Source organism: Corynebacterium kroppenstedtii DSM 44385 (assembly GCF_000023145.1).
Taxonomy (GTDB): Bacteria; Actinomycetota; Actinomycetes; order Mycobacteriales; family Mycobacteriaceae; genus Corynebacterium; species Corynebacterium kroppenstedtii.
In genome coordinates, this window is the sequence record NC_012704.1 from 685907 (window position 1) to 711117 (window position 25211).

Annotated in this window: 23 protein-coding genes; 9 read left to right on the forward strand and 14 right to left on the reverse strand. The window is 55.5% G+C overall.

Translation table 11 applies throughout. The features are described 5' to 3' along the window. Positions 1–105: 105 nt before the first annotated feature. From CKROP_RS02850 to glpX, 4 genes are all read right to left on the reverse strand, one after another. Positions 106–1791: an MDR family MFS transporter gene (locus CKROP_RS02850; RefSeq protein ID WP_012731234.1), complete on the reverse strand. Its 1686-nt coding sequence runs from the start codon at positions 1789–1791 to the stop codon at positions 106–108. A 14-nt stretch (positions 1792–1805) separates the two neighbouring features. Further along, positions 1806–2675 (reverse strand): TetR/AcrR family transcriptional regulator, encoded by an 870-nt coding sequence (locus CKROP_RS10590; RefSeq protein WP_237698437.1) that lies wholly within the window; start codon positions 2673–2675, stop codon positions 1806–1808. Positions 2676–2891: 216 nt separating this feature from the next. Further along, positions 2892–4295, reverse strand: a complete 1404-nt coding sequence (locus CKROP_RS02860) for a class II fumarate hydratase (RefSeq protein WP_012731236.1) — start codon at positions 4293–4295, stop codon at positions 2892–2894. Positions 4296–4552: 257 nt separating this feature from the next. Continuing rightward, positions 4553–5557: a class II fructose-bisphosphatase gene (glpX, locus tag CKROP_RS02865; protein WP_012731237.1), complete on the reverse strand. Its 1005-nt coding sequence runs from the start codon at positions 5555–5557 to the stop codon at positions 4553–4555. A 294-nt stretch (positions 5558–5851) separates the two neighbouring features. Between glpX and CKROP_RS02870 the strand changes: the two genes are divergently transcribed. Then, on the forward strand, positions 5852–6469 hold the full coding sequence (locus CKROP_RS02870; protein WP_012731238.1) for a DUF4245 domain-containing protein: 618 nt from the start codon (positions 5852–5854) through the stop codon (positions 6467–6469). On the opposite strand, the gene CKROP_RS02875 is transcribed toward CKROP_RS02870, so the two are convergent. From CKROP_RS02875 to CKROP_RS02905, 7 genes are all read right to left on the reverse strand, one after another. Further along, a complete protein-coding gene (locus CKROP_RS02875) occupies positions 6397–6732 on the reverse strand; it encodes an exodeoxyribonuclease VII small subunit (RefSeq protein WP_041628768.1) in 336 nt (111 codons plus the stop codon). The genes CKROP_RS02870 and CKROP_RS02875 overlap by 73 nt on opposite strands. Before the next feature lie 64 nt (positions 6733–6796). Continuing rightward, entirely contained in the window at positions 6797–8071 is a 1275-nt protein-coding gene (xseA, locus tag CKROP_RS02880; RefSeq protein ID WP_012731239.1) for an exodeoxyribonuclease VII large subunit, read from the reverse strand. Between the two features lie 118 nt (positions 8072–8189). Beyond that, positions 8190–9095 (reverse strand): DUF6542 domain-containing protein, encoded by a 906-nt coding sequence (locus CKROP_RS02885; RefSeq protein WP_012731240.1) that lies wholly within the window; start codon positions 9093–9095, stop codon positions 8190–8192. A gap of 26 nt (positions 9096–9121) precedes the next feature. Further along, a complete protein-coding gene (locus CKROP_RS02890) occupies positions 9122–10468 on the reverse strand; it encodes an AI-2E family transporter (protein WP_012731241.1) in 1347 nt (448 codons plus the stop codon). Further along, the gene (locus CKROP_RS02895) at positions 10468–11829 is read right to left on the reverse strand and encodes an AI-2E family transporter (protein ID WP_012731242.1); all 1362 of its coding nucleotides are present in this window, start codon (positions 11827–11829) and stop codon (positions 10468–10470) included. Before CKROP_RS02895 ends, CKROP_RS02890 begins: the two co-directional genes overlap by 1 nt. A 58-nt stretch (positions 11830–11887) precedes the next feature. Further along, positions 11888–12052, reverse strand: a complete 165-nt coding sequence (metS, locus tag CKROP_RS02900) for a methionine/alanine import NSS transporter subunit MetS (protein ID WP_012731243.1) — start codon at positions 12050–12052, stop codon at positions 11888–11890. Next, positions 12049–13818, reverse strand: a complete 1770-nt coding sequence (locus CKROP_RS02905) for a sodium-dependent transporter (RefSeq protein WP_012731244.1) — start codon at positions 13816–13818, stop codon at positions 12049–12051. Before CKROP_RS02905 ends, metS begins: the two co-directional genes overlap by 4 nt. 329 nt (positions 13819–14147) lie before the next feature. Between CKROP_RS02905 and ychF the strand changes: the two genes are divergently transcribed. From ychF to alsS, 4 genes are all read left to right on the forward strand, one after another. After that, complete coding sequence (gene ychF, locus CKROP_RS02910) at positions 14148–15227, forward strand: redox-regulated ATPase YchF (RefSeq protein ID WP_041628770.1); 1080 nt, start codon at positions 14148–14150, stop codon at positions 15225–15227. After that, positions 15228–15632, forward strand: a complete 405-nt coding sequence (locus tag CKROP_RS10595; RefSeq protein ID WP_052292340.1) for an alcohol dehydrogenase catalytic domain-containing protein — start codon at positions 15228–15230, stop codon at positions 15630–15632. Beyond that, positions 15619–16182 carry a zinc-binding dehydrogenase gene (locus CKROP_RS10600; RefSeq protein ID WP_169302949.1) on the forward strand — a complete coding sequence of 188 codons (564 nt, stop codon included), beginning with the start codon at positions 15619–15621 and terminating at the stop codon, positions 16180–16182. The genes CKROP_RS10595 and CKROP_RS10600 overlap by 14 nt, the downstream gene beginning before the upstream one ends. Before the next feature lie 389 nt (positions 16183–16571). Further along, positions 16572–18233 carry an acetolactate synthase AlsS gene (alsS, locus tag CKROP_RS02920; protein ID WP_012731246.1) on the forward strand — a complete coding sequence of 554 codons (1662 nt, stop codon included), beginning with the start codon at positions 16572–16574 and terminating at the stop codon, positions 18231–18233. 22 nt (positions 18234–18255) lie between these two features. Here alsS and CKROP_RS02925 read toward each other — a convergent pair whose 3' ends face one another. Beyond that, on the reverse strand, positions 18256–18612 hold the full coding sequence (locus CKROP_RS02925; RefSeq protein WP_012731247.1) for a hypothetical protein: 357 nt from the start codon (positions 18610–18612) through the stop codon (positions 18256–18258). A 74-nt stretch (positions 18613–18686) separates the two neighbouring features. Further along, on the reverse strand, positions 18687–19583 hold the full coding sequence (locus tag CKROP_RS02930) for an aldo/keto reductase (RefSeq protein WP_012731248.1): 897 nt from the start codon (positions 19581–19583) through the stop codon (positions 18687–18689). A 421-nt stretch (positions 19584–20004) separates the two neighbouring features. On the opposite strand from CKROP_RS02930, the gene CKROP_RS02935 reads away from it, so the two are divergent. The 4 genes from CKROP_RS02935 to CKROP_RS02950 all read left to right on the forward strand — a co-directional run bounded on the left by CKROP_RS02935 (position 20005) and on the right by CKROP_RS02950 (position 24404). Then, positions 20005–20697, forward strand: coding sequence for a TetR/AcrR family transcriptional regulator (locus CKROP_RS02935; protein WP_012731250.1), 693 nt, complete (start codon positions 20005–20007; stop codon positions 20695–20697). A gap of 165 nt (positions 20698–20862) precedes the next feature. Next, complete coding sequence (locus tag CKROP_RS02940) at positions 20863–21720, forward strand: aldo/keto reductase (protein WP_012731251.1); 858 nt, start codon at positions 20863–20865, stop codon at positions 21718–21720. A gap of 188 nt (positions 21721–21908) precedes the next feature. Continuing rightward, positions 21909–23252, forward strand: a complete 1344-nt coding sequence (gene gdhA / locus CKROP_RS02945; RefSeq protein ID WP_041629182.1) for an NADP-specific glutamate dehydrogenase — start codon at positions 21909–21911, stop codon at positions 23250–23252. A gap of 111 nt (positions 23253–23363) precedes the next feature. Next, positions 23364–24404, forward strand: a complete 1041-nt coding sequence (locus CKROP_RS02950) for an LLM class flavin-dependent oxidoreductase (RefSeq protein ID WP_012731253.1) — start codon at positions 23364–23366, stop codon at positions 24402–24404. Positions 24405–24418: 14 nt separating this feature from the next. On the opposite strand, the gene CKROP_RS02955 is transcribed toward CKROP_RS02950, so the two are convergent. Then, positions 24419–25084, reverse strand: a complete 666-nt coding sequence (locus tag CKROP_RS02955) for a YdhK family protein (protein ID WP_012731254.1) — start codon at positions 25082–25084, stop codon at positions 24419–24421. Positions 25085–25211: the final 127 nt, after the last annotated feature.

The following is a 25211-nucleotide window of genomic DNA, read 5'->3' on the forward strand; positions in this document are numbered from 1 at the left end:
AGGGCAATACCGTCGGACGAAAAAGTATCGCGCGCCGACACAATACGGGTTGTGCCGACGCGCGAGGGGGCCGTTCTATAGCAGCGTTGTATTTACACCACGTATTTACACCGAGTTCCGCAGTTTCTCTTCGCGGACGAGGGCGAACAAGATGAACGCGAGAACAGCGAACGGGATCACAACGATGAACACCGGAGTCAATGCGTCGTTGTAGGCTCCCATAAACATGTCCTTGAGCGGACCAGGTAGCGAACCCACCAGCTCAGGAGTGAGGCTATCGGCGTCGAGCCCGCTGGATTGTTGCGCGAACTTCTGCTGCACCTCCGGCGGAAGTTGGGCCATGGCGGCCGGCATACGGTCCGCGACCAGTTCGCTAATGCGGTTGGTGAAAATCCCGCCGACCAGAGCAGAGCCGAGTGACGAACCGATCTGGCGGAAGAAGTTGTTGCTTCCTGTGGCAACGCCGACCTTTTGGATCGGGAATGAGTTCTGGACCACCAGGATCAGGATCTGCATCGTCATGCCGAGGCCAACACCCATGATGAAGAGGCACAGGCCGAGGTACCACAGCGACGTATCAACGGTGATCCGGTGCAGAAGCACACAGGAGGCAACCACGATGAGCATGCCGATCGGGGGATAGATCCGGTATTTGCCGGTTCGGGTGACAACATTGCCCAAGCCGATGGACGTTCCCATCAGCCCGACCATCATGGAGATCATCATGAAACCAGAGGTGGTCGGGTTCATGTTGTGAACCATCTGGAAGTAGGTGGGCATGTAGCTCATGACGCCGAACATCACGATTCCGACGCACAGACCGCCCAGGGTGACCAGGTTAAAGTTGCGGTTCTTGAACAGCGACATCGGGATCAGCGGGTCTTTAGCATGCAATTCGATGAAGACGAAGATTGCGGCCGCAACGACGGTTCCGATCTCCAAGCCGATGATCGTGGGTGAGCTCCAGGAGTACTGGTTTCCGCCCCACGACGTGAAGAGGATCAGGCACGATGCGGACGTCGCCATGAAAATAATGCCGAAGTAATCGAGCTTCAGGCCCGTTCCGCGCTTCGGCAGCTTCAGAGCGAATAGCGCGATAGCAACCGCAAGAAGGCCGACCGGCAGGTTAATCCAGAAAGCCCATCGCCATCCGGGGCCATCCGTGAACCAACCACCAAGGACGGGGCCAAGCACTGAGGACACACCGAAAACAGAGCCCATCCAGCCCGCGTACTTACCGCGCTCACGAGGAGGAACGACGTCGGCCATAATCGCCTGCGAGAGGATCATGAGTCCGCCACCGCCGAGGCCTTGAATACCGCGGCCGATAATCAGCTGCGCCATCGACTGCGAGAGGCCACCGATGATCGACCCAATGAGGAAGATAGCGATCGCGCCGACGAAGATCGGTTTGCGGCCGATTTGATCGCCGAGTTTGCCGTAGATCGGCATCATAATCGTCTGACACAGCAGGTAGGACGTAATGACCCACGACATGTGCTCGACGCCACCAAGGTCACCGACGATCGTCGGAAAGGCCGTCGAGAACAACATCTGGTCCAAACTTGCCAGCAGCATCGCGGACATGATGGCCACCATGACCGCCGGAATGTTGCTCTTATTCTTCGGCGCGGAGGATGTTCCCTCAGTGGTTTGTGACGTCTGATCTGCCGGCGAATCAATGTCCTTCACTGATTCCGGAGTAATCACACGGCTGGACAGGTGCTGCCCGGACGTGTTCACAGCGTTGTCGCTGGTGGCGTCGCTGTGTGCGCCATTGTGTTTACTCACTGTGCATCATCCTCTCATTTCTCATCGTTACGTTCGTCGCCGTCGTTGTTGTTTTTATTTTTCTTGTCGACGTTGGTCGAGTGGTCGTCAGTGATGTTCAGATTTGTGTTGTTACTGCTTTGTCTTTCCGACGCTGCCCTCGGCGGCGTGCTGTCTGCCAAACACTCCGGGGGAGGAGCCCCTAAAACGTCGTAGAACAGGGTGAAAGCGCCCAGGCAGCAATCGCGGAGGCGACGATGCCCATTGGTGGAATCGGGTTGCCTGGTCCACCGAAGCGTTCCAATCCGCACGGCGTCTTGGCACAGCATGGTCAGGGTGACGGCTTCCTCAGAGACGCCACCTGTGTTCTCTGTGCTCGGAAAAGCAGTTTGTGGAAGCGATCGACGCTCCGGGTGGAGGGTGAAAAACTCGTCGACCAGTTTCACGATGTTGTGGAAGCGTTGGATAGTCAGTCCAAATAGCGGAGCTGCGATATTAGGGTTATCGCGGATGATCTCCTTCCGGCGGCTACGCAGCAGCGCTGAGAACTCGTCACTGCGGCCGCGCGACGCGAAACTTGTCTGGAGGATGAGGTCCACCAAGGCCACGGTCACATGTTGCGGATCGGCAGCGAGGAATTCTTTTCGTTCTTCATCAGGAATGTCAACAACAGGGTGACCGAGGACGGCGATTTCCTTGGAGTCGACATAGTTGAAGAACGTGCGTTTCGAAATATTCGCTGCGTCGAAGATGTCCTCGATGGTGACGTTGTCATAGCCTTTGTCGAGGACAAGCCGAGTGGCGTGATCTTCGATAGCGCACAGGGTTTCTAAGCGCTTGCGTTCTCGAAGACCCCGTGGCGCATGAGTTCCCTCGGTGTCGAGGTAGTTACGATTGCTTTCCACGAGAGACAACCATAGACCTAATTCTGCACTCAGTGCAAAGTTGCGGTCAGTAAAAGTCTGCATTGTGTGAAAGAAATCAGAAGTGTCTCAATTGTGACATGGGTCATGACGGAGCCTCTGGAACATAAAAAGAGGCCATAAAAAAGGGCCACCCTCAAGGGGTGACCCAGTGTCATCAGGCGACTAGATGAAGTAGCCGACTAGCAATTCATTCGCCTACTTATCGCGATCCGTATTCGCCATGGCAAGCACGTCGAGGCGCTTATCCAGCTCCTCTTCCGTGAGCTTCTCGCCATCGACAAAACCGAGGTCAATGACGGTTTGGCGAATAGTCTTGCCCTCCTTCAGCGCGGTCTTGGCAACCTTCGCGGCAGCCTCATAACCGATCGCGCTGTTGAGCGGAGTGACGATGGATGGCGACGACTCAGCCAGCGTCCGCATGCGCTCAGCGTTCGGCTCAATTCCGTCCACCATCTTTTCGGCGAAGATCACCGCAGTGTTGGATAGCAGGCGGATTGACTCAAGCACATTGCGCGCCATCATCGGGATGAACACGTTCAGCTCGAACGCGCCTTGCATACCACCGGCAGCAATCGCGGCGTCGTTACCAATCACCTGGCACGCAACCTGAGTAGCGGTCTCACACATGACTGGGTTGACCTTGCCCGGCATAATCGACGAACCCGGCTGGAGGTCAGGAAGGTGAATCTCGCCGAGGCCGGTCAGCGGGCCGGAGCCCATCCACCGGATATCGTTGGCGATCTTGTTGAGGGAGACAGCGATGCTCCGCAGCGCACCCGACATCTCGACGAGCCCATCGCGATTCGCCTGAGCCTCAAAGTGGTTAATGCAAGGACGCAGTTCCTCAACGCCGGTCAGTTTCACCAGCTCAGCGGTGACTTTGTCGCCGAAATCTTCGGTGGTGTTCAGCCCGGTTCCGACGGCCGTACCACCGATGGGGAGTTCACCGACGCGCGGCAGGGTAGCCTTCACGCGCTCGATGCCAGCTTCGATTTGCCGAGCGTAGCCCGAGAACTCCTGCCCCAAGGTCACCGGTACCGCGTCCATCAGGTGGGTGCGTCCGGACTTCACAACCTCTTCCCACTCGGTCGCCTTGGCGGACAGCGACTTGTGCAGCGTCGTCAATGCAGGAATGAGATCCTTAACGGCAGCCTCCGTCGTGGCAACGTGCGTTGCGGTGGGGAAGGTGTCGTTCGAGGACTGGCCCATGTTGACGTCGTCATTCGGGTGAACCTCAACACCGTTGTTCTTACAGATAGAGGCGATAACCTCGTTGGTGTTCATATTCGACGACGTACCGGAGCCGGTCTGGAAGACGTCGATAGGAAATTCTTTGTCGTGTTTGCCGTCGGCAATATCGGTGGCCGCAGCGATGATGGCTTTGCCTTTTTCCTCTGAAAGTAGGCCACGGTCAAGATTGACTTGCGCACATGCGGCCTTGAGCAGGCCCATGGCGCGGATTTGTGCGTGTTCGAGGCCGCGCCCCGACACTGGGAAATTCTGAACCGCACGTTGGGTTTGCGCGCGCCACAGTGCTGCGGCCGGAACCTTGACTTCACCCATGGTGTCGTGCTCGATGCGGTATTCCTGATCGCTCATGTTATGTAAGTCCCACCTTCATAAGTGCTATGAGGATATGTGCAAAGTGGCAAAAATCGTGCCACCTCAAGTATGGCTTATCGGGAGCCACGATGTGTGATCGATGGTGCCAAAATCGCAACCTAGTGGTGTAGGTCATAGATTACCGCCGTGTGCGGCAAGCGCATGGTGTCCTACGTGCCTATGTGTGCGTGTAGGAGTGGATGCCCGGTGAACGACAGACGCCCCCGGGCACGGCACCGACCCGAAAACGGGTTCTAGCTGTAATCGACGACGGCGTACTCTTCCAGCTTCGTCAGCTGGTGATGCGACTCAATCATGCGGACAGTGCCGGACTTTGACCGCATGACCAGCGAACGCGTGATCGCGCCGCGCGGTGAATAGGTGACTCCGCGGAGCATATCGCCGTTGGTCACGCCCGTCGCAACGAAGAAGCAGTTCTGTGAGTGAACAAGGTCTTCTGTCGTGAGAACCTTGCCCAGTTCGTGGCCAGCATCGAGGGCCTTCTGCTTCTCTTCATCATTACGCGGGGTCAGCACACCCTGAATCTCTCCGCCCATGCATCGCATGGCACACGCAGTGATGATTCCCTCTGGGGTTCCGCCGACGCCCATCATGATGTCGATGCTGTTCTGGGTCTGATCCTGGGCCGCTGCCACAGCACCAGCGACGTCACCGTCGTGAATTAAACGAACCTTGGCTCCGGCGTCGCGAATTTCCTGAATGAGGTGCTCGTGGCGGGGACGATCCAAAACGACGACGGTAATGTCCGAGGCCCTCTTACCCTTGGCGTGAGCGACTGCGCGAATGTTGTCCTTGACCGGAGCGTTGACGTCAACAACGCCACGGGCCTCGGCACCGACCGCGATTTTCTTCATGTAGAACACGGCGGATGGGTCGTACATGGTTCCACGCTCTGCTGCGGCGAGCACCGAGATAGCGTTCTGGCGGCCCTCAGCCATCAATGTGGTCCCATCAACAGGGTCGACAGCGATGTCGATATCGGGGCCTTCGCCTGTTCCGACCTCTTCGCCGTTGAAGAGCATCGGGGCTTCGTCTTTTTCACCTTCGCCGATAACTACTACACCGCGCATTGCCACGGTGTTGATCATCTGGCGCATGGCGTCGACAGCGGCTCCGTCGCCTTCGTTCTTCTTTCCGCGGCCGACCCACCTGCCCGAGGCAAGGGCGGCGGCTTCCGTCACGCGGACCAGTTCCATAGCGAGGTTACGGTCCGGTGGTGTTTGTTTGTGGTCACTCATGGGTGGCACATGCCTCCTGTTTTGGCTTCAGTGATGGGGTTGATCATCTTCATTGTTTCACTTATGCGCCCAATAGCCGATTAATCTCACTCCCAAATAGGGGCAAAATGTGGTGAATCTTGTACTTTTTCGGAGGTGACCACAGGTTCTCCCTGTTGGTTGGTGTGACCACGATTATGCGGGCGGTGCGGGCCAAAGACGGGACCGATAGTGAGTGGCCGTTATGGGTGGTTGGTCGGTGACGTCGACCGGTGGTTTTGTGATCCCCCATGATGAACAGCCATAATCGTTCGCGTGCGCACGAAAAAGGTGGAGAAGCCAAGGATTTTCCAAGACGGCCGTGACATGATTATCTCGCTCGGAGTCATGCTCATCGTGATGTTCGTCGTCATCGGAGGGACAGGCCTGTGCCATTACCAGCCGGGCAACCCGAAAGAAGGCAAAGTCACCCGCGTTGACTACACCACGTTCTTACAGAGCGAGGCGCAATCCGCCGATTATCCCGTTCGCATCCCCGCGTCGCCCGAGGGGTGGATTCCTAATTCGGCTCTTCGAATCAACCTCAACGGCCATTCTGGTTCCTCAGTCGGGTGGGTCCATGACAAAGACTGGATCCGATTTGTTCAAACGAGCGCATCCGTCGACGACGTAGCCCAGGGGCTCGACGGTAAAGCCCGGGAAGAAAAGGGAACCAAAGACATCGACGGAACAACGTGGCATGTGTTTGAGGGGTCCGACGATGACGTCCGCACGGCATGGGTCGTGGATAAGAAAGACGTGCGATGGGCTGTATCGGGCACCGGCAGCACCGATGAATTCGCGACGATGGCGAAGGCTATTCAGGAAGCAAAGCCAGAGCCGTCTGCAGGGGAATCGGCCCCGTCCGAAGCGTCGTCTTCACCTTCGGCGTAATCACTATCTTCTAAGGCTTTCTCAACGCGGTGGCGGGCTCCCTCGAGGTAGTCTTCGCAGGTCCGGGCCAGTGCCTCGCCTCGCTCCCAGTACAAAAGTGACTCATCAAGGCTCATTTGGCCAAGTTCGAGAATCCGCACGACTTCAATGAGTTCCTGGCGTGCTTCTTCATAGGATAATTCTTCGACGGGCTTAAAGCGGGGGTTGGATTCGCCGGAACCGATGGTGAATGAGTCGGAATCGTTGCGGTCGGGCTGTGTCATAGATAGCTCCTTCGAAAGCATTACGTGTGGTTAATCGTGGCGTGTGGATAATCGTGGGGTTGGCTCATTGAGCTGGCGAGGTCGACATCGTGGCCGCAACGATTGATCCGTCGTTGAGCCGGATCCGCAGCTGGGATCCCGGCGGAGTTTGATCAATCGAGGTCGCCACTTCGGACTCTTCACCGGGGCGCTGTACCTGGACGATGGAATATCCTCGAGCAAGTGTTGCCGACGGGCCCAATGCTGAGACTTGCCCGCGCAGATGAGCGATCTCGGAGTTCGCTCGCTCCAGCAAGAGCGTGATATTTCGCCTGATGGACGACGCATCGCGTGCCACATTTTCCGCGTGGCGGTTTATCGGTGTCATCGGGTCAGCCATCACGGGCCGTTGGCGCAGGTCATTCAGACGATCACGCTCATAGTCCAGCCATCGGAAGAGCGCTTGCTGCCCGCGCTGCCGACAATCACGGATTCCCTCGAGCTCAGTAGCCATATCGATCACGACACGTTTTGCCGCATCCGTGGGAGTCGCCGCCCGCAGGTCGGCTACGTCGTCGAGAACAGGGTTATCGGTCTCGTGCCCAATAGCGCTGATAATCGGTGTCCTCAGCGTGCTGACATGGCGAACGAGGCTTTCGTCGGAAAAAGGAAGAAGATCTTCGACGGAACCGCCGCCGCGCGCCACGATGATGACGTCGACGGTGGGATCACGATCAAGAATGGTGAGCGCCTCTTTGACTTCAGGGACAGCGCTGGCGCCCTGGACTGGTGGATTGAGTGTCCGAATGTTCACCGCAGGCCATCGCTCTTGCGCGATAGAAATTACGTCGCGTTCTGCGGCAGAACCCCGGCCAGTAATGAGCCCGATGCGTCGGGGGAGAACGGGGAGTGGCTTTTTCCGCTCGGGCGCGAGTAATCCTTCGGCAGCGAGGAGCTTACGTAGTTGCTCGATGCGAGCGAGCAGTTCACCAATCCCCACAGGGCGGATGTCGGTAATGGATAGTTTCAGCTGGCCACGACTGACGGAATAATTCGGTTTCCCCAGAACAATGACCCGGTCACCATGCGACAGCGGAGTGGGAAGAGACGTAATGACATGATTCTTGGCGATCAGTTCGATCGACATCTCCGCTTCGACGTCACGGAGAGTGAGGAACGTCCAGTACCGGGTTTGCTTCATCTGAGTGAGCTGACCCTCTACCCACACTGAACCGAGTTTCGAAATCCAGTCTCCGATTTTGCGGTTGAGGATGCGGACGGGCCACGGGGCTTCGGGGGAGGTAAGTCCGCCTCGAGCGGTGCGTGACCCCGACGTGGTCGGATCCTGTTTCGCAGTCATATGCCCCACTTTAATGGCTAGCTAGGACATAACTGCTAGCTCGTGCGAAAGTGCTGAGTGCCACGGGTTTTCTCTGTGGTTTCGACGTGGGTGCTGTAGCCCGGTCCGCGCAGCCCACTTAGTCCCGACGCGAGTGCCGCGGCCGCGTCGTCCGGGGTGGAAGGGAGGATGTGCCGTCGTCGGGACGGTAAGTCCGCGGTGTGAATTTCTTCGACGGATACGTGGAAGACTGATCGCGGTACCGTTCGCGATCCCCTTGGTGCGTCGGCCGGGAAGGGGCGTCATGCTGCCGACGCGATACTTCGGAGCCCTCATATCGATCCTCATACCGGCTGCTCACTCGCGAGGAGCGGTTCGTCTCATATGAACGTGGCTGGTGACGCCGCGACGGTGAGGAGGACCGTCGAGAATCGGTGCGTGCCGAATCTACCGACGTGCTCGTCGAGTCAGACCGATATTCCTGGGGCCGGTGGGCACGAGAAGTAGAAGCTCGTTGCTTTTGTTGCCCATTCCGCGGTGCCCGCGATGAGGCAGTTTGACGTCGTGCAGTGACGCGTGCGGTTTGCCGTCGATACAACCAGCACCGCACAACCGCGATGATCGCGCTGATCACGACCGTCCAGAAGAGGACGAAGAAGTGCTGGACAACCGGGAAGAAGTTCGCCAACAGTGAGGTCTTAGAAAACACCCCGACGCCCTCGGAATGTCCGCTCAGCTTTCCGGCGAGGAGGGAACAGATGGGCGTGAGCACTGTGAAAAGGATGGGTTGCGCACAGACGGTGACGAGCAGCCCTTGTACCTGGACGAGCAGCGTCGTGATGAGTGACGATGCAACGAAGAAAATGAAGTACCACCGGCCCAGGGTTCCGTCACCGGCCGAACTGATGAGCATGCCGGTCGCCATGGAGGCAGCGATGATCGCCAGGGGAGCCCACCAGAGCAGTCCCCAGAACCGATTGTCGTTGCTGTTGGAGCGCCCCGAAGAAGTTCTCGGGGAGGCAGCAGGAGTTCGATATTCTGACACAGGGAATTAGGGTACCCGTTTAAGTCCTATTTATTGGTAGGCAGACCGGTAACGGGCATTGTTGGGGTTGTTTCGGAGTCTCGTCGTACATTTTCAGTATATTGACGATTGCTTAGCGCTTTCTTTCGGGTCGTAACTTCTTTATCGATAAGTTCACTAAAGTATCGCAACCACACCGCAATGGTGGCCATAACGGGGACAGCCAGGAACGCACCGATAATTCCATACAAATTACTGCCGACGGTGACCGAAAGAAGAACAATCACCGGGTGGAGATTCATCGCCTTTGACTGCAGAACAGGGGAGAGAACATTTCCTTCAAGTTGCTGAACCGCGATGATGATGGCGAGCACGATTAATGCTGTCGTGAGTCCATTCGATACGAGGGCAATAAGAACGGCGACGGCTCCCGCGACGATCGCACCAACGATGGGGATGAAACCACCCATAAATGTGATGACGGCCAGCGGCAGAGCAAGCGGCACGTTGAGAATGATCAGCCCCAGGCCGATGAAGAAAGCGTCGATGAGGGAAACAACCGCTTGAGCACGGATGAATCCTCCGAGCGTGTTCCAGGACCGCTGCAGGAGTTCAACGATGTGGCCTTCGCCCCGTTTGCCTGAAATTTTCCCAAGCCAGGGGAGGAAACGATCGCCGTCTTTCAGGAAGAAGAAGGTGATCATCAGAATAACGCCGAGCATCACTGCTAATTCTGATGCTTTATTCACACCGGTGACGACGCCCGCAATGATTTGATCCGAGCTGGATTTAATCTTGTCGATTCCCTCGTCCAGGTAATCATTGACCTGTTGATCGTTGAGATTAAGCGGCGGGCCCTGAACGTAGTTCTGAACCTTTTCCAGCCCTTTGATAGATTGATCCGCCAATTGGGAGGATTGTTCGACAGCACTCGGCGCGATGAGGCTGAACAGTCCGACGATGATAGCCAAGGCTCCTAAGACAGAGACCAAGGCCGCGAGCCACCGGGGGAAGTGCGCTTTGCGCATCCAATTCGTTGGAACCCAGAGCAGCGTGCAGATAATGAGGGCGATCAAGATAGGAAGAACGCCGCGCCACAGCAGACCGATTGCTCGCCATGCGACGATGCCACCGGCGATGAGGAGGATCAGCCGTATTGACCAAGCAGCGGTGATGGAGACGACGTCACCAATGACTGCGAGGCGGTCCTTGGGGGCGTCCGAGGGGTCGACCTCGGGGTGGTGTTCGCCACCGCGGAATGGCGTACTGGGGTCGTGAGAGTGGCCCTCCGCGTTGTCCGCGTTCGTCGACGGGGCTACCTTGCGGCTTCCCTTCGACGCGGCCGAGTCTTCCGCGTCCTGACCGTGCTTTGTGCGGCGGTTGAAGAGTGACATTATTTGTTCTCCTCCGTGCCGTCGTCGTTAGTAGATGTGGTACCGCGTGCGTCCGAGTGTTCCGGCTCTGGCCCAGGCCGTGCCGTCAGCGAACTGTGGTCCGTCGTTGTGCTTGTTTCAGGATCAAGAACGACGATGGGCTGCACGGGATCAACAACGTGACTATCCACCTGCTCACTGGCGTATCGGAGTAGGACAGCACCCACGGCCGCGAGGGGAACGGCGAGGAACGCTCCGACAACACCGTAAACGCTCCCACCGATGGCCACCGACGCCAGAATGATGACCGGATGCAGATTCATTGCCCGCGATTGCAGGATGGGGGAGAGCACGTTGCCTTCAATTTGGTGCACCAACAGGATGAGCAGCGCGGTCAGCAGCGCCGAGATCCACCCATTGGCGACGAACGCGATGACAACCGCCACAGCACCCGCAACGAGCGCGCCGAAAATCGGGATAAACCCGCAGAAGAAGTTGAGTACAGCGAGCGCGAGAGCCAGCGGAACATGAAGAATCGACAGCCCAATCGCGATAAAGACTGAGTTCAGGAAGGAAATGATTGCCTGCGCACGGATGAACCCTCCGAGAGTTTTCCATGACCGAGCGAATATTTCGTGGAGATGCGTTCCGATCGAGCCAGAAAACTGACGGTCAATCCACGGTAAAAACTTGTGGCCGTCGTTCAGGAAGAAGAAGGTCAGCATGAGGACAATGCCCAAGGTGACCGCGACTGACGACGCAGCCGACGCTCCTGACAAGACGGAGCTAACAAGGGAGCCGGAATGCTCCTGAATGTGAGCCGCGGCTTGGTCAAGAGCCTGGTTGAGCTGGGCGTCTTTGATGTTGAGCGGGGGCCCGTTGAGCGCTTCTTTAGTTTCCCGTAAGGAGTGGGAGGCGCGGTGGGCCAAAGACTCAGACTGGTCGATAACGCTCGTCGTGACGAGGCTGAGCGTGCCAATCACAATCACTGCAGCACCCAAGATCACCACAATCGCCGACAGCGCGTGTGGGACCTTGTGCTTGGTGAGCCAGTGAACCGGCGGCCACAGCAAAGTGCAGACAATGATCGAGATCATCACTGGCAGGAGTGCACTCCAGATCAGTCCTAACCCATACCAGAGAAGAAACGCAGCTAGGGCGATCGCGAGGAACCGCAAACACCACAAGGCTAGGCGCTTGATATTCACGGCGATCGACGCCGAGCGGCTTGCCTCGGTGAGCGGCGCATGGGCGTAATACGGAACGCCCATGACATCGTCGGCGTTATCGCGATTGGCCAGCTGACTCGCATGTTTTTGGCTGAGGGGAGCGAGCGAACCGGGCACGCGCCCCGGTTCTGGTTCGGAAGAGGATTTCATCATCACGGACTATTGTGCACTATTCGGTCAGATTAGTGTGATCTCTGAAGCACCGTTGCTTTTAATAACCCTGATCGTAGAGCTTTTCATCGGTGGCTTCGGGGTCGTCGCCGAGCTTCCCGGAGGTCTCATCGGGGTGCTTCATCAGCGAGTACGTGCTCGTCGCTAGGCCACCCCAGATGACCAACATGAACAGGACCATCATCATGACTGCTGTTCCACTCATTGGTCTTTATCCTTTCCGTTCTTCGCGTCGCTCATTGTCGACGTCGTATCCGCGGTGTTGCCACTCGTGACAGGCTGACTCGATGAGCCGCCACGCTGCGCATCGAGCGAGACCGCCTCGACGCGACCGCGACGTTGGCGTCGGCGCTGTTCGGCGGCGAAACCAGCTTTGCGCGCTTCATGGCTCTGAGGTGTGACGATGCGCTGATGCACGTTGAACTCCACGCCGAAGTCCGTACCGGGCGGGCCGGATAGAGACGGGTTTCCGCGCCAAGGAACAACGGACATCATGAAGGCGACGACCACGATGAGCCCGACAACACCCCATCCGTAGAGATCGATCTGTTGGTCGGAGTAATCCCCGTAGTTGGACTTGAACAGGTTCTGGAGCTCCTGGATCAGCGTGTAGCCAAGAATGATCGGCGTGACGTTGGTGACGCAGATTCGCCAGAAGTTACCCACTTGGAACGACGACACTGCGTTGAGGTGCAGAGAGAATTCGTCGAGTCGACGCAAAATCCAATCGACGCACACGATGGTGATCAAGGAGACGCACACAATGCCGACGTTGTTGGTGTACTTATCCATGATGTCCAGCGTGGATAGACCGGACGTCGTGGAAAAGAGGGCCAACGAAATAATGCCCATGACCACGCCGGTGCCGATGGCCGCACTCTTACGATCAAGGTTCAACTTGTCTTTCACCGCGGAGACAACGACCTCCAACAGTGAGAAGAGCGACGTGAAGCCCGCAATGGCGAGCGAACCGAAGAAAAGGACACCGAAGACGGCGCCACCAGGCATGGAATTGATGATCGTCGGGAATGCCACGAACGCAAGGCCAATACCGTTGGAGACGACCTTATCCACGGGAACGCCTTCTTGCGTCGCCATGTAGCCCAATGCGGCGAAGACACCGATGCCGGCCAGAAGCTCAAACCCCGAGTTCGCGAAGCCGGTCACCAGGCCGGTTCCGGTGAGGTTGGTGCGTGGTTTCAGGTACGACGAATAGGTCAGCATGATGCCGAATCCCACGGATAGTGAGAAGAAAATCTGCCCGTACGCTGCGACCCAGACTTCTGTATTCGTCAGTGCGGACCAGTTCGGGGTAAAGAGTGCGTCCAATCCCTTTGACGCGCCGTCCATAAACAGTGCGTAGATCACAACGATGAGGAACAGCACGGTGAGCAAGGGCATAAACAACTTAGAGACTTTGCCGATGCCCTCGTCGACACCCATTGCCAACACGATGATCGTCGCTACCCACACTAAAGCTAGGGCGATAGCGATTTGCCAGACGATCGACGTCGAAAATGTTTGTGTTGCTTCGGAATGGAGGAACTCGTCGGAGAAATAGGCGTCGGGTTTGCTTCCCCATGCGCGGGTGAATGATTTGATGGTGTACAACCCGGCCCACCCAATGATGGCCGCGTAGTAAATCGAAATGAAGAAGGCGATGCCGACCTGGATCCAGCCAATGGGCTCGGTCCAACCGCTGATGCGCTTAAACACAAGGGGAGCTGACCCGCGGAACCGGTGTCCCAGGGTGTAGTCGAGGAATAGAAGCGGGATTCCTGCAGTCAGCAGCGCGATGATGTACGGAATGAGGAACGCGCCGCCACCATTGGAATACGCCACATAGGGGAAGCGCCAAATATTTCCTAGACCGACGGCTGAACCGATGGCAGCCAGGAGAAAAGCTGAGCGGGAAGAGAACGTTTCGCGCGATGCAGCGGAAGCGTCACTCTCTGAGGGGGAATGAGACATATAAAAGATGCCTTTCCGCTAAGGCTTCGACCCAACCGAGTCAGGCGGCTAGTAAGCGCATCTGCATGGCTCGACGGGAGTTGCCGTGATGGGGAGAAATGGATTGGTCCGTACGGGTGGGGGACGCAAGCCGGCATCACGCCGGGGGTGGTGGCGTGCTCGACCGTGAAAATACTATCACCCTGTGTCCGACGTCCCGACGGCGTTCCGCCGAGGTTTTGTCGGCACGAATGGCGCGTGACGTGCGACAGTGTGTCGCTGGTGGGCTGTCCCGCTGAGTCGAGGTCCCCGCATCGATGGCGATTTTTACTGCACGTAGGATGTGTGGCATGAGTCTTACCCTCGGAATTGTCGGTCTACCCAATGTAGGAAAGTCCACCCTTTTCAACGCCCTGACCCGCAACAATGTGCTGGCGGCTAATTACCCCTTCGCGACGATCGAGCCCAACGTCGGCCTGGTCGAATTACCGGACGCGCGCCTGAAACGCTTGGCGGAGATGTTCGATTCTGCGGAGATCATCCCGGCGACGGTCTCGTTCGTGGATATTGCGGGAATCGTGAAAGGCGCCTCTGAAGGGGAGGGGCTGGGCAACCAGTTCCTGGCGAACATTCGCGAGGCAGACGCGATTTGCCAGGTTGTTCGTGCTTTTACGGATGACGACGTGGTGCATGTTGATGGAAAGGTCGATCCATCGAGCGATATTGACGTTATTGAGACTGAGCTGATCTTGGCGGACCTGCAGACCCTTGAAAAAGCGCTGCCCCGTCTCGAGAAGGAAGCGAAGAAGGATAAAGACAAGGCGGCGGAACGCGACGCCGTCGGCGAGGCCTTGAAGGTGCTGGAGGATGGCCACACGTTGTTCTCCGCGAAAGATTCGGTTGACTTATCGGCGTTGAAAGAATTGAACCTGTTGACGGCAAAGCCGTTCCTTTACGTTTTCAATTCGGACGAAGCCGTCCTGACTGATGAGGCAAAGAAGAAGGAATTGACGGAGTTGGTTGCTCCGGCTCAAGCGGTGTTCCTCGATGCCGAGACCGAGGCTGAATTACTGGAGCTTGACGACGACGAAGCCGCGGAACTGCTGGCATCCGTGGGGCAGGATGAACCCGGTCTGAACAAGCTGGCACGCGCTGGTTTTGCCACGCTGGGGTTGCAGACGTACCTCACTGCTGGCCCGAAAGAGGCGCGCGCGTGGACTATTCATCAAGGGGATACTGCGCCTCAAGCGGCCGGCGTTATTCACTCCGACTTTGAACGTGGATTTATTAAGGCAGAGATCGTTTCGTATGATGATTTGAATGAGTTGGGCTCCATGGCGGAGGCCCGGGCGCATGGCAAGGTCCGTCAAGAAGGTAAGGATTATGTCATGCAAGATGGTGATGTTGTTGAATTCAAGTTCAATGTTTAATTGATTCGCGTTTCTTCTCCGCCCGGCGAGCTCCCCATTCCCGAGACCGGACCGGGGGAGATCCGGGCGAAGGTTCGGGCGAGCGGGCTCAATCCCTCTGATTTCCAGCGTGCTGGTTACGAGTTACCTGGTGCTCCATACCCATTTGTTCTGGGAATCGACGTTGCCGGCGTGGTTGATGCGATCGGCCCGGATGTTCGCCGTTGTCAGATCGGTGATCGGGTAGCTGTCCATAACGATATTCGTCGACGCGGTGGATTTGAGGAATATGCGGCGGTGGACGCGCGTGCCACCGCGATCATTCCCGATAATGTGTCGTGCACGTCTGCAGCTGCTGTTCCTTCTGCCGGCCTGACCGCTTACCAGGCAATTTATCGGAAACTGCATGCAGGTGACGAGCAGTGATACGGTTCTGAACACCGGTGCAGGTGGCGGTGTCGGTGGCTTTGCTGTCCAAATTGCGGCCAACCGAGGTGCTCATGTCGTCGGGGTCGCGTCGGGAAAGCATGAAAATCGTGTGCGGTCCTTGGGCGCTCACGATTTTATTGATTATCGGACTACCGACGTCGGTGATCGGGTGAAGGAGATCACGAACGGGAGGGGCGTTGATGCCGTTCTTGATGTAGTGGGGTCTGAGTCAGCGACTGAAAAGCTTCAATTGCTGGCGTTTGGTGGTCGGATTGCGACGACGGCGGGTGACCCTGATTTCAGCACAGTGAACTCGCTCGATACCGGGCTGTCATGGTTTGGACTGGCCACCGGGCTGGCTTACTTACATGGAACCGACAGTGATGTTGAGGAGCTGGGGCTGATGTTGGAAGAGCTCTTTGCCCTGGTTCGCGACGGCGATGTTGATCCGATGGTGACCTCAACGATTGGTCTCGAAGAGGTGCCGCATAGGCTCGCGGAGATGGCTGCAGGCAAATCGGGAGGGAAAACTGTCGCCGTGCTCTAACGGTGCCCTGATCTTAGGATGCATAGCATTTCGGCAAATCCCTCGATGCTGTTTTCTTTAGTGCATCCTTCTTTAATACATCATGGGCCATTGGGGGTACCGAAGAAAAATTTTTATTGCTTCACTATGACGAAAAGTGATCCCTCTTATTCCACGCTTCTTTAGTTAGAAGGGGCCGGATTAAGGATTTCTATTTTCGGTTGAATAGTCGATCTACTGCTTTTCGGTTTGAACTGCTTAGCTCTAAGTTATAGCCGGTCATGCTTGATGGTGTACCATCGGCGGACGGTACAACGCAGTCTCTTAATCACGTCGGCTCTTGAGTCTGACGTGTGGAGCAAACGGCTCATCCTTATCTTTTCTCCTGCCTGATAAGAAAGTGTGACTCAGTGAAAAGCGCACAGCTCATTGTCCAAACCCTTCGAGCACAAGGTGTCCGGTATATTTTCGGGGTTCCCGGAGCCAAAATCGATGAAGTGTACGACGCTCTTGTCGACGCGGACGATATTGAGGTCATTGTATGTCGTCATGAGCAAAATGCCACGTTTATGGCCCAGGCTATCGGCCGATTAACCGGGAAACCGGGGGTTGTTTTGGTTACCTCGGGGCCGGGGACGACGAACCTGGCAACCGGGCTTGTTACGGCAAATACTGAGCAGGATCCCGTCGTTGCAATTGCGGGCACCGTAGGGTTGCCAGACAGGCTGAAGAGAACGCACCAGTCTCTCGATGCTGTGAACTTTTTAGCACCGATCACCAAATTCACTGCTGAATCGACGTGTGTCGATGACGTTTCGGAACTGATCACCAACGCATTCCGTGAAGCCCAGCAAGAGCCGCGCGGTGCCGCCGCCGTCATGGTCCCGGCGGACGTCGCTGGGTCTGAAACATCTGCCCCTCTTCTTGAGTTTCCTGACCCGGCGCCTCTGGGGCCGGCATCGCAGGCGCTCGTCGATAAGGCTAAAGAACGCATTGAAAACGCTAAATTGCCCGTTCTGCTCGTGGGAATGCGAGGGGCAGGGGAGAGTGCGGTCCGCGAACTCCGCCAATTAGTGAAGACCACGAATCTTCCTGTTGTTGAAACCTTCCAAGGAGCAGGCGTTATTTCTCGTGAATTAGAGAATAACTTCCTTGGGCGTGTTGGTTTGTTTAAAAACCAACCTGGTGATGTTCTGCTCAATAAGGCAGACTTAATTATTTCTGTTGGTTATGATTCGGTGGAATATGATCCGCGTGTGTGGAATTTCAATGGCCAGCACGACATTATCCATATCGATTCCATTCAGGCCGACGTCGATACTCACTACCGGCCAACCTTAGAACTCGTCGGCGATATTTCGGGCACACTTCATGAGCTAAATAGTGTGATGGATCCGATTGACGTTGAAGAGACTGAGCGCTCATTTATTGATCGACGGCTTGAAGCCTTGGCTCGTACTCAGCGTCAGGGTGCAGAGCAGGCGACGAGTGATTCGGGTGTTAATCCTGCTCGGCTGGTGCTTACACTCCGGGAGCTTATTACCGACGACAAAACAACGGTGGCGGCGGATATCGGGACGCATTCCATTTATCTCGCGCGGTATTTCCGCACGTATGAGCCCCGGACGTTGCTGTTTTCTAATGGCCAGCAGACCCTCGGCGTTGCGTTGCCGTGGGCAATCGCAGCGGCTTTAGTTAACCGGGATCACCCAGTTGTATCTGTGTCCGGCGATGGCGGTTTCCTTTATTCAGCGCAGGAATTGGAGACGGCGACGCGATTAGGACTCCATCTTGTCCACGTTATTATGCGAGATAATTCGTATGACATGGTCAAGTTCCAACAGGAGAACAAATTTGGCCGCCCGTCAGCCGTTGAATTAGGCGACTATGACGCGGTGAAATACGCAGAAGCATTCGGGGCCAAAGGGTACCGGGTTCACATGCTGGAAGACTTTTCCACCGCGTTTTCCCAAGCAATGGACGACGACGGGGTATCGATCGTCGATGTGTCCGTCGATTACACGGACAGCGTGTCGTTAGCTCAGCACTTAGACTTCTCCGTGCTGAACTAATAACCGCTAGTTTCTCGGGCGCTTAATCCTTCTTAGCGTCTTTCTGACGCTCTGCCTGCTTGACGGCGTGCTCGAGTTCGTTTTTATCCATGTCGGATCGGCCCTCGATATTCAGGCGCTTAGCGTCTTCATAGAGCTGAGCTTTCGTCCGTCCTTGTGGGCCCTGGTGGGAGCGTTGTCCCCCTCGCTCAGAGGGAGAATTATCATTGACAGACGTCGATGAAGCCTGTTCAGATTCACCCTGTTGCGCACGGGTTTTATTGACCGTGCGGGCTGCGATCTCTTCGGCAGTACTTTCCGAGCGGCCCTTGTCCTTGAGTGAATCCTTAATGTGCTCGTATTGCCGTTCGCGTTTCTTATTCCATGCTTGTTGAGGCATAACAATCACCGTCCTTGTCCTATAACGATATTCTCGTCGATCGGGGTTCGGAGGCAATTGGGTGATATGAAACGCTATGCTTCGGGAATATCTGCACCATATTCTTCGATCGTGATGTCAGTGGGTGCCGGGCCAGTACGGTGTCCGGTATCCAACGCATCGATGGTGGCCAGTTCATCTTTCGTTAACGAGAAATCGAATACGTCGAAATTCTCCTTGATACGAGACTCATGCACTGACTTTGGAATTGCAGAACGACCCTCATCAATATGCCACCGCAACATAACTTGTGCCGCAGTTTTACCGTACTTCGCCCCAATTTCTTTGAGAGTGGGGTTATCAAGAGTACTGGTCCGGTCTTCTCCCCATCCCGGGTAGAACGTAATTCCACCAATCGGTGACCATGCCTGTGAGAGAACACCATGTTTGGCGTCCGCCTCGAGTGTCTCCGTGTTTCGGAAATAAGGATGAATTTCCACCTGATTAACCGCGGGAACTACCTCCGTCTCTTCGACAAGTTTGTCGAGATGCTCGGGCAGGAAATTGCTGACGCCGATGGCCCGCACACGTCCCTCTTTCAACAGGGATTCCAATCCACGATATGCATCGAGCGTGAGGTCAAAGTGGGAAGGCAGTGATTGATGCAAAATCAACAGGTCAATTGTGTCAACACCCAATTTCCCCGCGGATTTGTCGAAAGCGTGGCGGGTTTTGTCATAGCCGAAGTCGTTAATCCACACCTTGGTTTCTAGGAAGACCTCGTCGCGGGAAACACCGGAGTTTCGGAGGCCTTCACCAACTTCGCGTTCGTTGCCATAGATGGCCGCCGTGTCGATATGGCGATATCCGGTTCGTAACGCGGTTTCTACAGCTTGTGCGGTGTCTTCCGGGCTGGATTGGAAAACGCCGAAACCCAGGGATGGGAGTTCAACACCATTGTTCAAAGTTAGGGTAGGGATGGAATTCGTCATGATTCTCCAATCAGATTTGATAGCTGCTCATCGCAGTGTGCGCCGACAAGCACTCGTCGGAAATGCTCGCTGAGAAAATAAATTCTTTTTACACAATCGCGACGACGATAAAAACGTTGTGGATCTTGGTGGAATTGTTGGCAAAAAGTTGGGGGTCTCGAGTTGCTTACCCGACAGGGTTTCATTTGCCTTTGACAATCGTCGTTGTTGGTTCGCTGCTCAGTAGTGTCACCTCCACGAAGTCATTGTCGGGTGTGAGCTCGGTTCGATGCCTTAAGTGGATGTCAAGTATCCGCTACCACGTAGCGTAGCAAAGATGTGGATATCGTGCATCCACTTGTTATGGTTGCTGTGGCGAAAACACGCGAACTGATATCTTCCGTCGCTCTTAATGGGAAAACAGTGGAGGAAACCTACCCTGATGGCTCAATCCAAATTGCGAAAAGATGCTGCTCACAATCGGGAATTGCTCCTCGAAGCGGGGCGAGACTTATTCGCTCAGCGGGGCTTGCGCGTCACTCTTAATGATGTTGCTCATCATGCCGGGGTAGGGGTTGGAACTGCTTATCGCCGTTTTCCAAATAAGGAAGCGCTGTTGGAGGCGATCGTCGAACGACAAGTAGACGAATTGGAAGAGATTCTTCACGATGCACTCGAAGAAGACGACCCATGGGCCGGCATTGTTACATATTTAGAGAGGTCGTTGGTCCTCCAGACGCACGACCGCGCCATGGCACAGTTGCTTTCTGGACGCCATATGTCACCCGAGAGCTTCGACCGCGAACGGGATCGGCTTGCTCCGCTGATTAATTCCCTCGCTGACCGTGCTCGCCGGGCAGGGGTGATCCGACATGACATTGTCGGAACGGATCTTGTCATGATTCAGATAGCCGTCGTATCAGTGGCGTTGACCTGCACAGATCGAGAAGGTGTGAGTAGACGTGATGATGTTGCAGAGGTGTATCGACGGTATCTGTGGATTATGCTTGACGGACTCAAACCCGCACGTGATGGTGTTTCGCCCTTGCCCGTCGATCCTTTAACCACGGAGCAAGCCCACGCCCTCTTGGGCTCAAACGGTGTACCGTCGAAACTCGGGAAGGATTTTTCCTGACCGTAACGTAGATGAATCGCGGTTTAACTGTCACTATATTGTCGGCCACTCTGGCATTTCTGTTATTTCAGTCAGTTCATACTTATGTGTTATAGAAAACCATGTGGTTCGCGAAGTGGCTCCCAATCTTTGTATTAGTTTCATTTATTTGAGAAAGGTGACGACATGAGCGTCATAGAAGAGAAATATACGTTGGCCAGTGGGGTTGAGGTCCCGAAACTAGGGCTTGGTACCTGGTTTATTGACGACGACAAAGCGGCGCAAGCTGTTCGCGACGCCGTGAAGATTGGTTACCGCAACATTGACACTGCTCAAGCGTATGGCAATGAGCGTGGCGTCGGTGAAGGAATACGGACGGCGGATATTCCGCGAGAAGATTTATTTGTCTCAACGAAGCTAGCTGCTGAAATTAAAAATTATGAAGAAGCAGTTAAGGCTATCGATGGGTCCCTGGAGACCATGGGTTTGGATTATGTGGATCTGATGCTCATTCATTCGCCACAACCGTGGGATGATTTCCGTGGTGGCGACTACTCCGAGGGGAACCGCCAAGCATGGCGTGCTTTGGAGGAAGCGTATCAAGCTGGGAAAATTCGTGCTATCGGCGTTTCGAACTTCTTGGAGTCGGACCTCAATAACATCTTAGATTCTTGTTCGGTCAAGCCATTAGTTAATCAGCTGCTTGTGCATGTGGGAAATACACCCCATGAACTGCTGTCTTTCTGCGCATCTAACGACATACTTGTTGAAGCCTATTCGCCAATTGCTCACGGCGAAATGCTGAAGAATAAAGACGTTGCCGAGATAGCGGAGAAATATGGCGTAAGTATTCCGCAACTGTGCATTCGTTACACCCTGCAATTGGGAACGGTATCGCTGCCAAAGACAGCCAATCCGGATCATATGCAGAGCAATGCAGACGTTGATTTCGTTATATCGGATGAAGAAATGGATGCACTGAAGAAACTAGATGCCCAAGATTATGGCGAGAGCAGCCAATTCCCCGTGTACTCCGGGAAGTAAAGCTCGCTGTTGGGTACATAGTCCACTCCGTTACGACTATCCGCGCTCCATTCACACACTATTGGTTCGGCCAGACTCCACCAATGGTGTGGTCCGCCCTGAGGGATAAGTCACAACTCGATCGTCGCTGGAATTTCGTGCACTACACTGATCGACGCATGTTTGAAATCAACCCCGGAAGGGAGATCATGGACGTCGACAAAACAGTTGATGAGTATTACCAGCAGATTCTCAAGCGGAACCCGGGCGAGCCTGAATTTCATCAAGCCGCTCAGGAGATCCTCAGCAGTCTGAAGTACGTCCTCCGAAAAGACGATCACTACGCAGATGAAGGCCTTATCCAACGTCTCGCTGAACCTGAACGTCAAATTATCTTCCGTGTTCCGTGGATTGATGACCAAGGGAATGTCCAGGTCAACCGCGGTTTCCGTGTTCAGTTTAATTCCGTCCTCGGGCCATATAAGGGCGGTCTCCGCCTCCACCCCTCTGTGAACCTGGGCATTATCAAGTTCCTTGGCTTTGAACAGATCTTCAAAAATTCCTTGACCGGCCTACCCATCGGTGGCGGTAAAGGCGGTTCGGACTTTGATCCGAAAGGTAAGTCCGAACATGAAGTGATGAGATTCTGCCAGTCGTTCATGCTGGAGCTCCAACGCCATATCGGCGAGGACATCGACGTTCCCGCAGGTGACATCGGCGTCGGTGGGCGCGAAATCGGCTACCTTTTCGGTCAGTATCGACGCATCACGGGCCGTCATGAGTCCGGAGTTCTCACTGGTAAAGGCCTCACCTGGGGTGGATCTCTCGTCCGCACGGAAGCCACAGGGTACGGCGTCGTCTACTTCATGCAGGAAATGATGGCGTCGAACAAAGAGCGGCTCCATGGCGCCAAAGTCATCGTCTCTGGCTCGGGGAACGTAGCTATTTACGCCATTGAAAAGGCACAAGAGCTTGGTGCCACGGTGGTCGCGTTTTCCGATTCGTCGGGGTATGTCTCTACTCCCGAAGGGGTGGACGTCGAGCTTCTCAAAGATGTCAAAGAAGTGCGTCGCGGCCGTGTGTCGGACTATGCCAACGAAACCGACAAGGCGACGTTCCACGAAAAGGGCAACATTTGGGAAGTTAAGGCCGACGTCGCGCTCCCGTGTGCCACGCAGAACGAGTTGGGTGAGGAAGACGCCAAGATGCTCGCGGACAATGGCTGCAAGTATGTGGCTGAGGGCGCGAATATGCCTTGCACGCCGGAAGCGATCGACGTCTTCAATACCCGCCACACACTTTTTGCCCCTGGCAAAGCGGCTAACGCCGGTGGTGTGGCGACCTCCGCGCTGGAGATGCAGCAGAACGCGTCGCGTGATTCATGGTCGTTCAACTACACCGATCAGCGTTTGCGTGACACGATGCATAACATCTTCAGGGCCTGCAATGACACCGCCAATGAGTATGAAGTCCCTGGTGACTACGTTGTCGGTGCAAATATTGCCGGTTTCAAGAAGGTTGCGGATGCCATGCTCGCGCAGGGTGTGATTTAGTAGCGCCTGATTGATTAGGGCGCGGCTGAACCGTCGCCACGATGAGGGGATCATGTATCCCCTCATTTCTTCATGACGAATGTCTTACTAATCAATGGTGTTCCTATAAGCATGAAGAAATTTGGGTCTTTGAGTTTCGGCCACTATTCGGGACGTGCGACCGATGGCAACGGATACACGGCTCGCAATGCTTTGCAAGAAGCCGTCGAATTAGCGAAAGCCGCCGATGAGTTAGGCGTTAATGGTTCATATCTTCGTGTGCATCACTATCTTCCGCAGCACGCGAGCCCCATTCCGTTATTGTCCGCCATGGCAGCGGTGACGAAGAATCTCGAAGTGGGCACTGGCGTCATCGATATGCGCTACGAAAACCCGCTTTACCTGGCAGAAGAGGCCGCTGCCCTCGATTTACTCAGTAATGGCCGCGTTGCCCTCGGTGTGTCGCGGGGATCACCCGAAGCTGCTGACCGCGGTTGGGAGTCCTTTGGGTACACCGGCTCAACAGATCCTCGCGGCTCCGATATTGCCCACCAGCATTTCGACACCTTCCTCCGTGCAGTGCGCGGGGAACCCATGGCCACCGCCGCGGAGGATCAGTATCCTGCGATGTACCGGCCGGGCGCTGGTCTGCCGGTTATGCCTCAGTCGCCCGGTTTGGATCGCCGCATCTGGTGGGGTGCTGGCCGTCGTGAAACCGCAGAGTGGGCTGCTGAACAGGGCGTTAATCTGATGAGTTCCACGCTCCTCACTGAGGCCACCGGCGAAGCCTTCGCGGACCTCCAGGCGCAACAATTGCAGCACTACCACGACGCGTGGAAACGGGCGGGCCACGATTGGACCCCGCGGGTGTCGGTAAGCAGGACTATTTTCCCGATTATCGACGGCTACGACCGCAAACTCTACTTAGGGGGCCAATCCAAAGACGGTATTGGCGTGATCGATGGTGTTAATGCAACCTTTGGAAAGACCTACGCAGCCGAGCCGGACAAACTCGTCGAGCAATTGCGTAATGACGCAGCCGTGATCGATGCGGATACGCTCATGCTGACTACTCCGAGCCAGCTCGGCGTCGAAGCGAATAAGAAAATTCTTAAGTCCTTCGCTTTGTATGTCGCGCCTGAGCTCGGCTGGGAACCAGCTAATCAGGATTAATTAACTGATGGAGATTAGTTGTTAGCGGGCTTGATCTCGTCCTCGACGACCCACTTGTGGTTGGTGACTTTCATGCCGTCGGCTTCATAATTCACCATGTACACAGTTTGGTCAGTAGAGGACACAATCTTTCCTTTGGCGCCCTTCATTCCTTTCATATGGTCTGCTTCGATAGTGACTTCGGTGCCATCAGGAATTCTTTCGGTGCCAGCATCTTTTATTTCTTGCTGAACGACCCACTTGTGGTTTTTCACCGGCTTGCCGCCATCGGTCGGGGTGTAATCCACTTCATACGTGTACGTGGAGAACGCTCCCGCGATCGTGGCCTTCGCGCCCTTCATGCCCTTCATATGGTCAGCGGTCAACGTGACAGTGCTACCGACGGGGTAGGTAGGGTGAGCATCAACCGTGATGCCTTCCGGTGCGGCACCGCCGTCCATGGAATGATCCATCCCTTGGTGAGCGTCGTTGTCCTGAGAATCGCTCGGTTGAGACGACTCTGACGTGCTCGTTTCGGATGATGACGACTGCTGAGACGCAGTGGTGGTTGCTGAGGTTGTGTCCTCGGATGACTGGTCAGAATCCTCATCGACCGTGCATCCGCTGAGAACGAGTGCACTGCTGACAGCGCCCACGGTGAGTAGTGAGGCAATACGGCTTCGGCGGCGTAATGAACGCATGATCCCTCTTCTTTTATTTCTTATACTTCGCTGTTCTATACCACTAATACGCCCACTGTAATACGCCATTTTTCCCGAGGGTAGCGATTCACTTTTATTGCGCACCATTGTCGGCGCACACATGAGT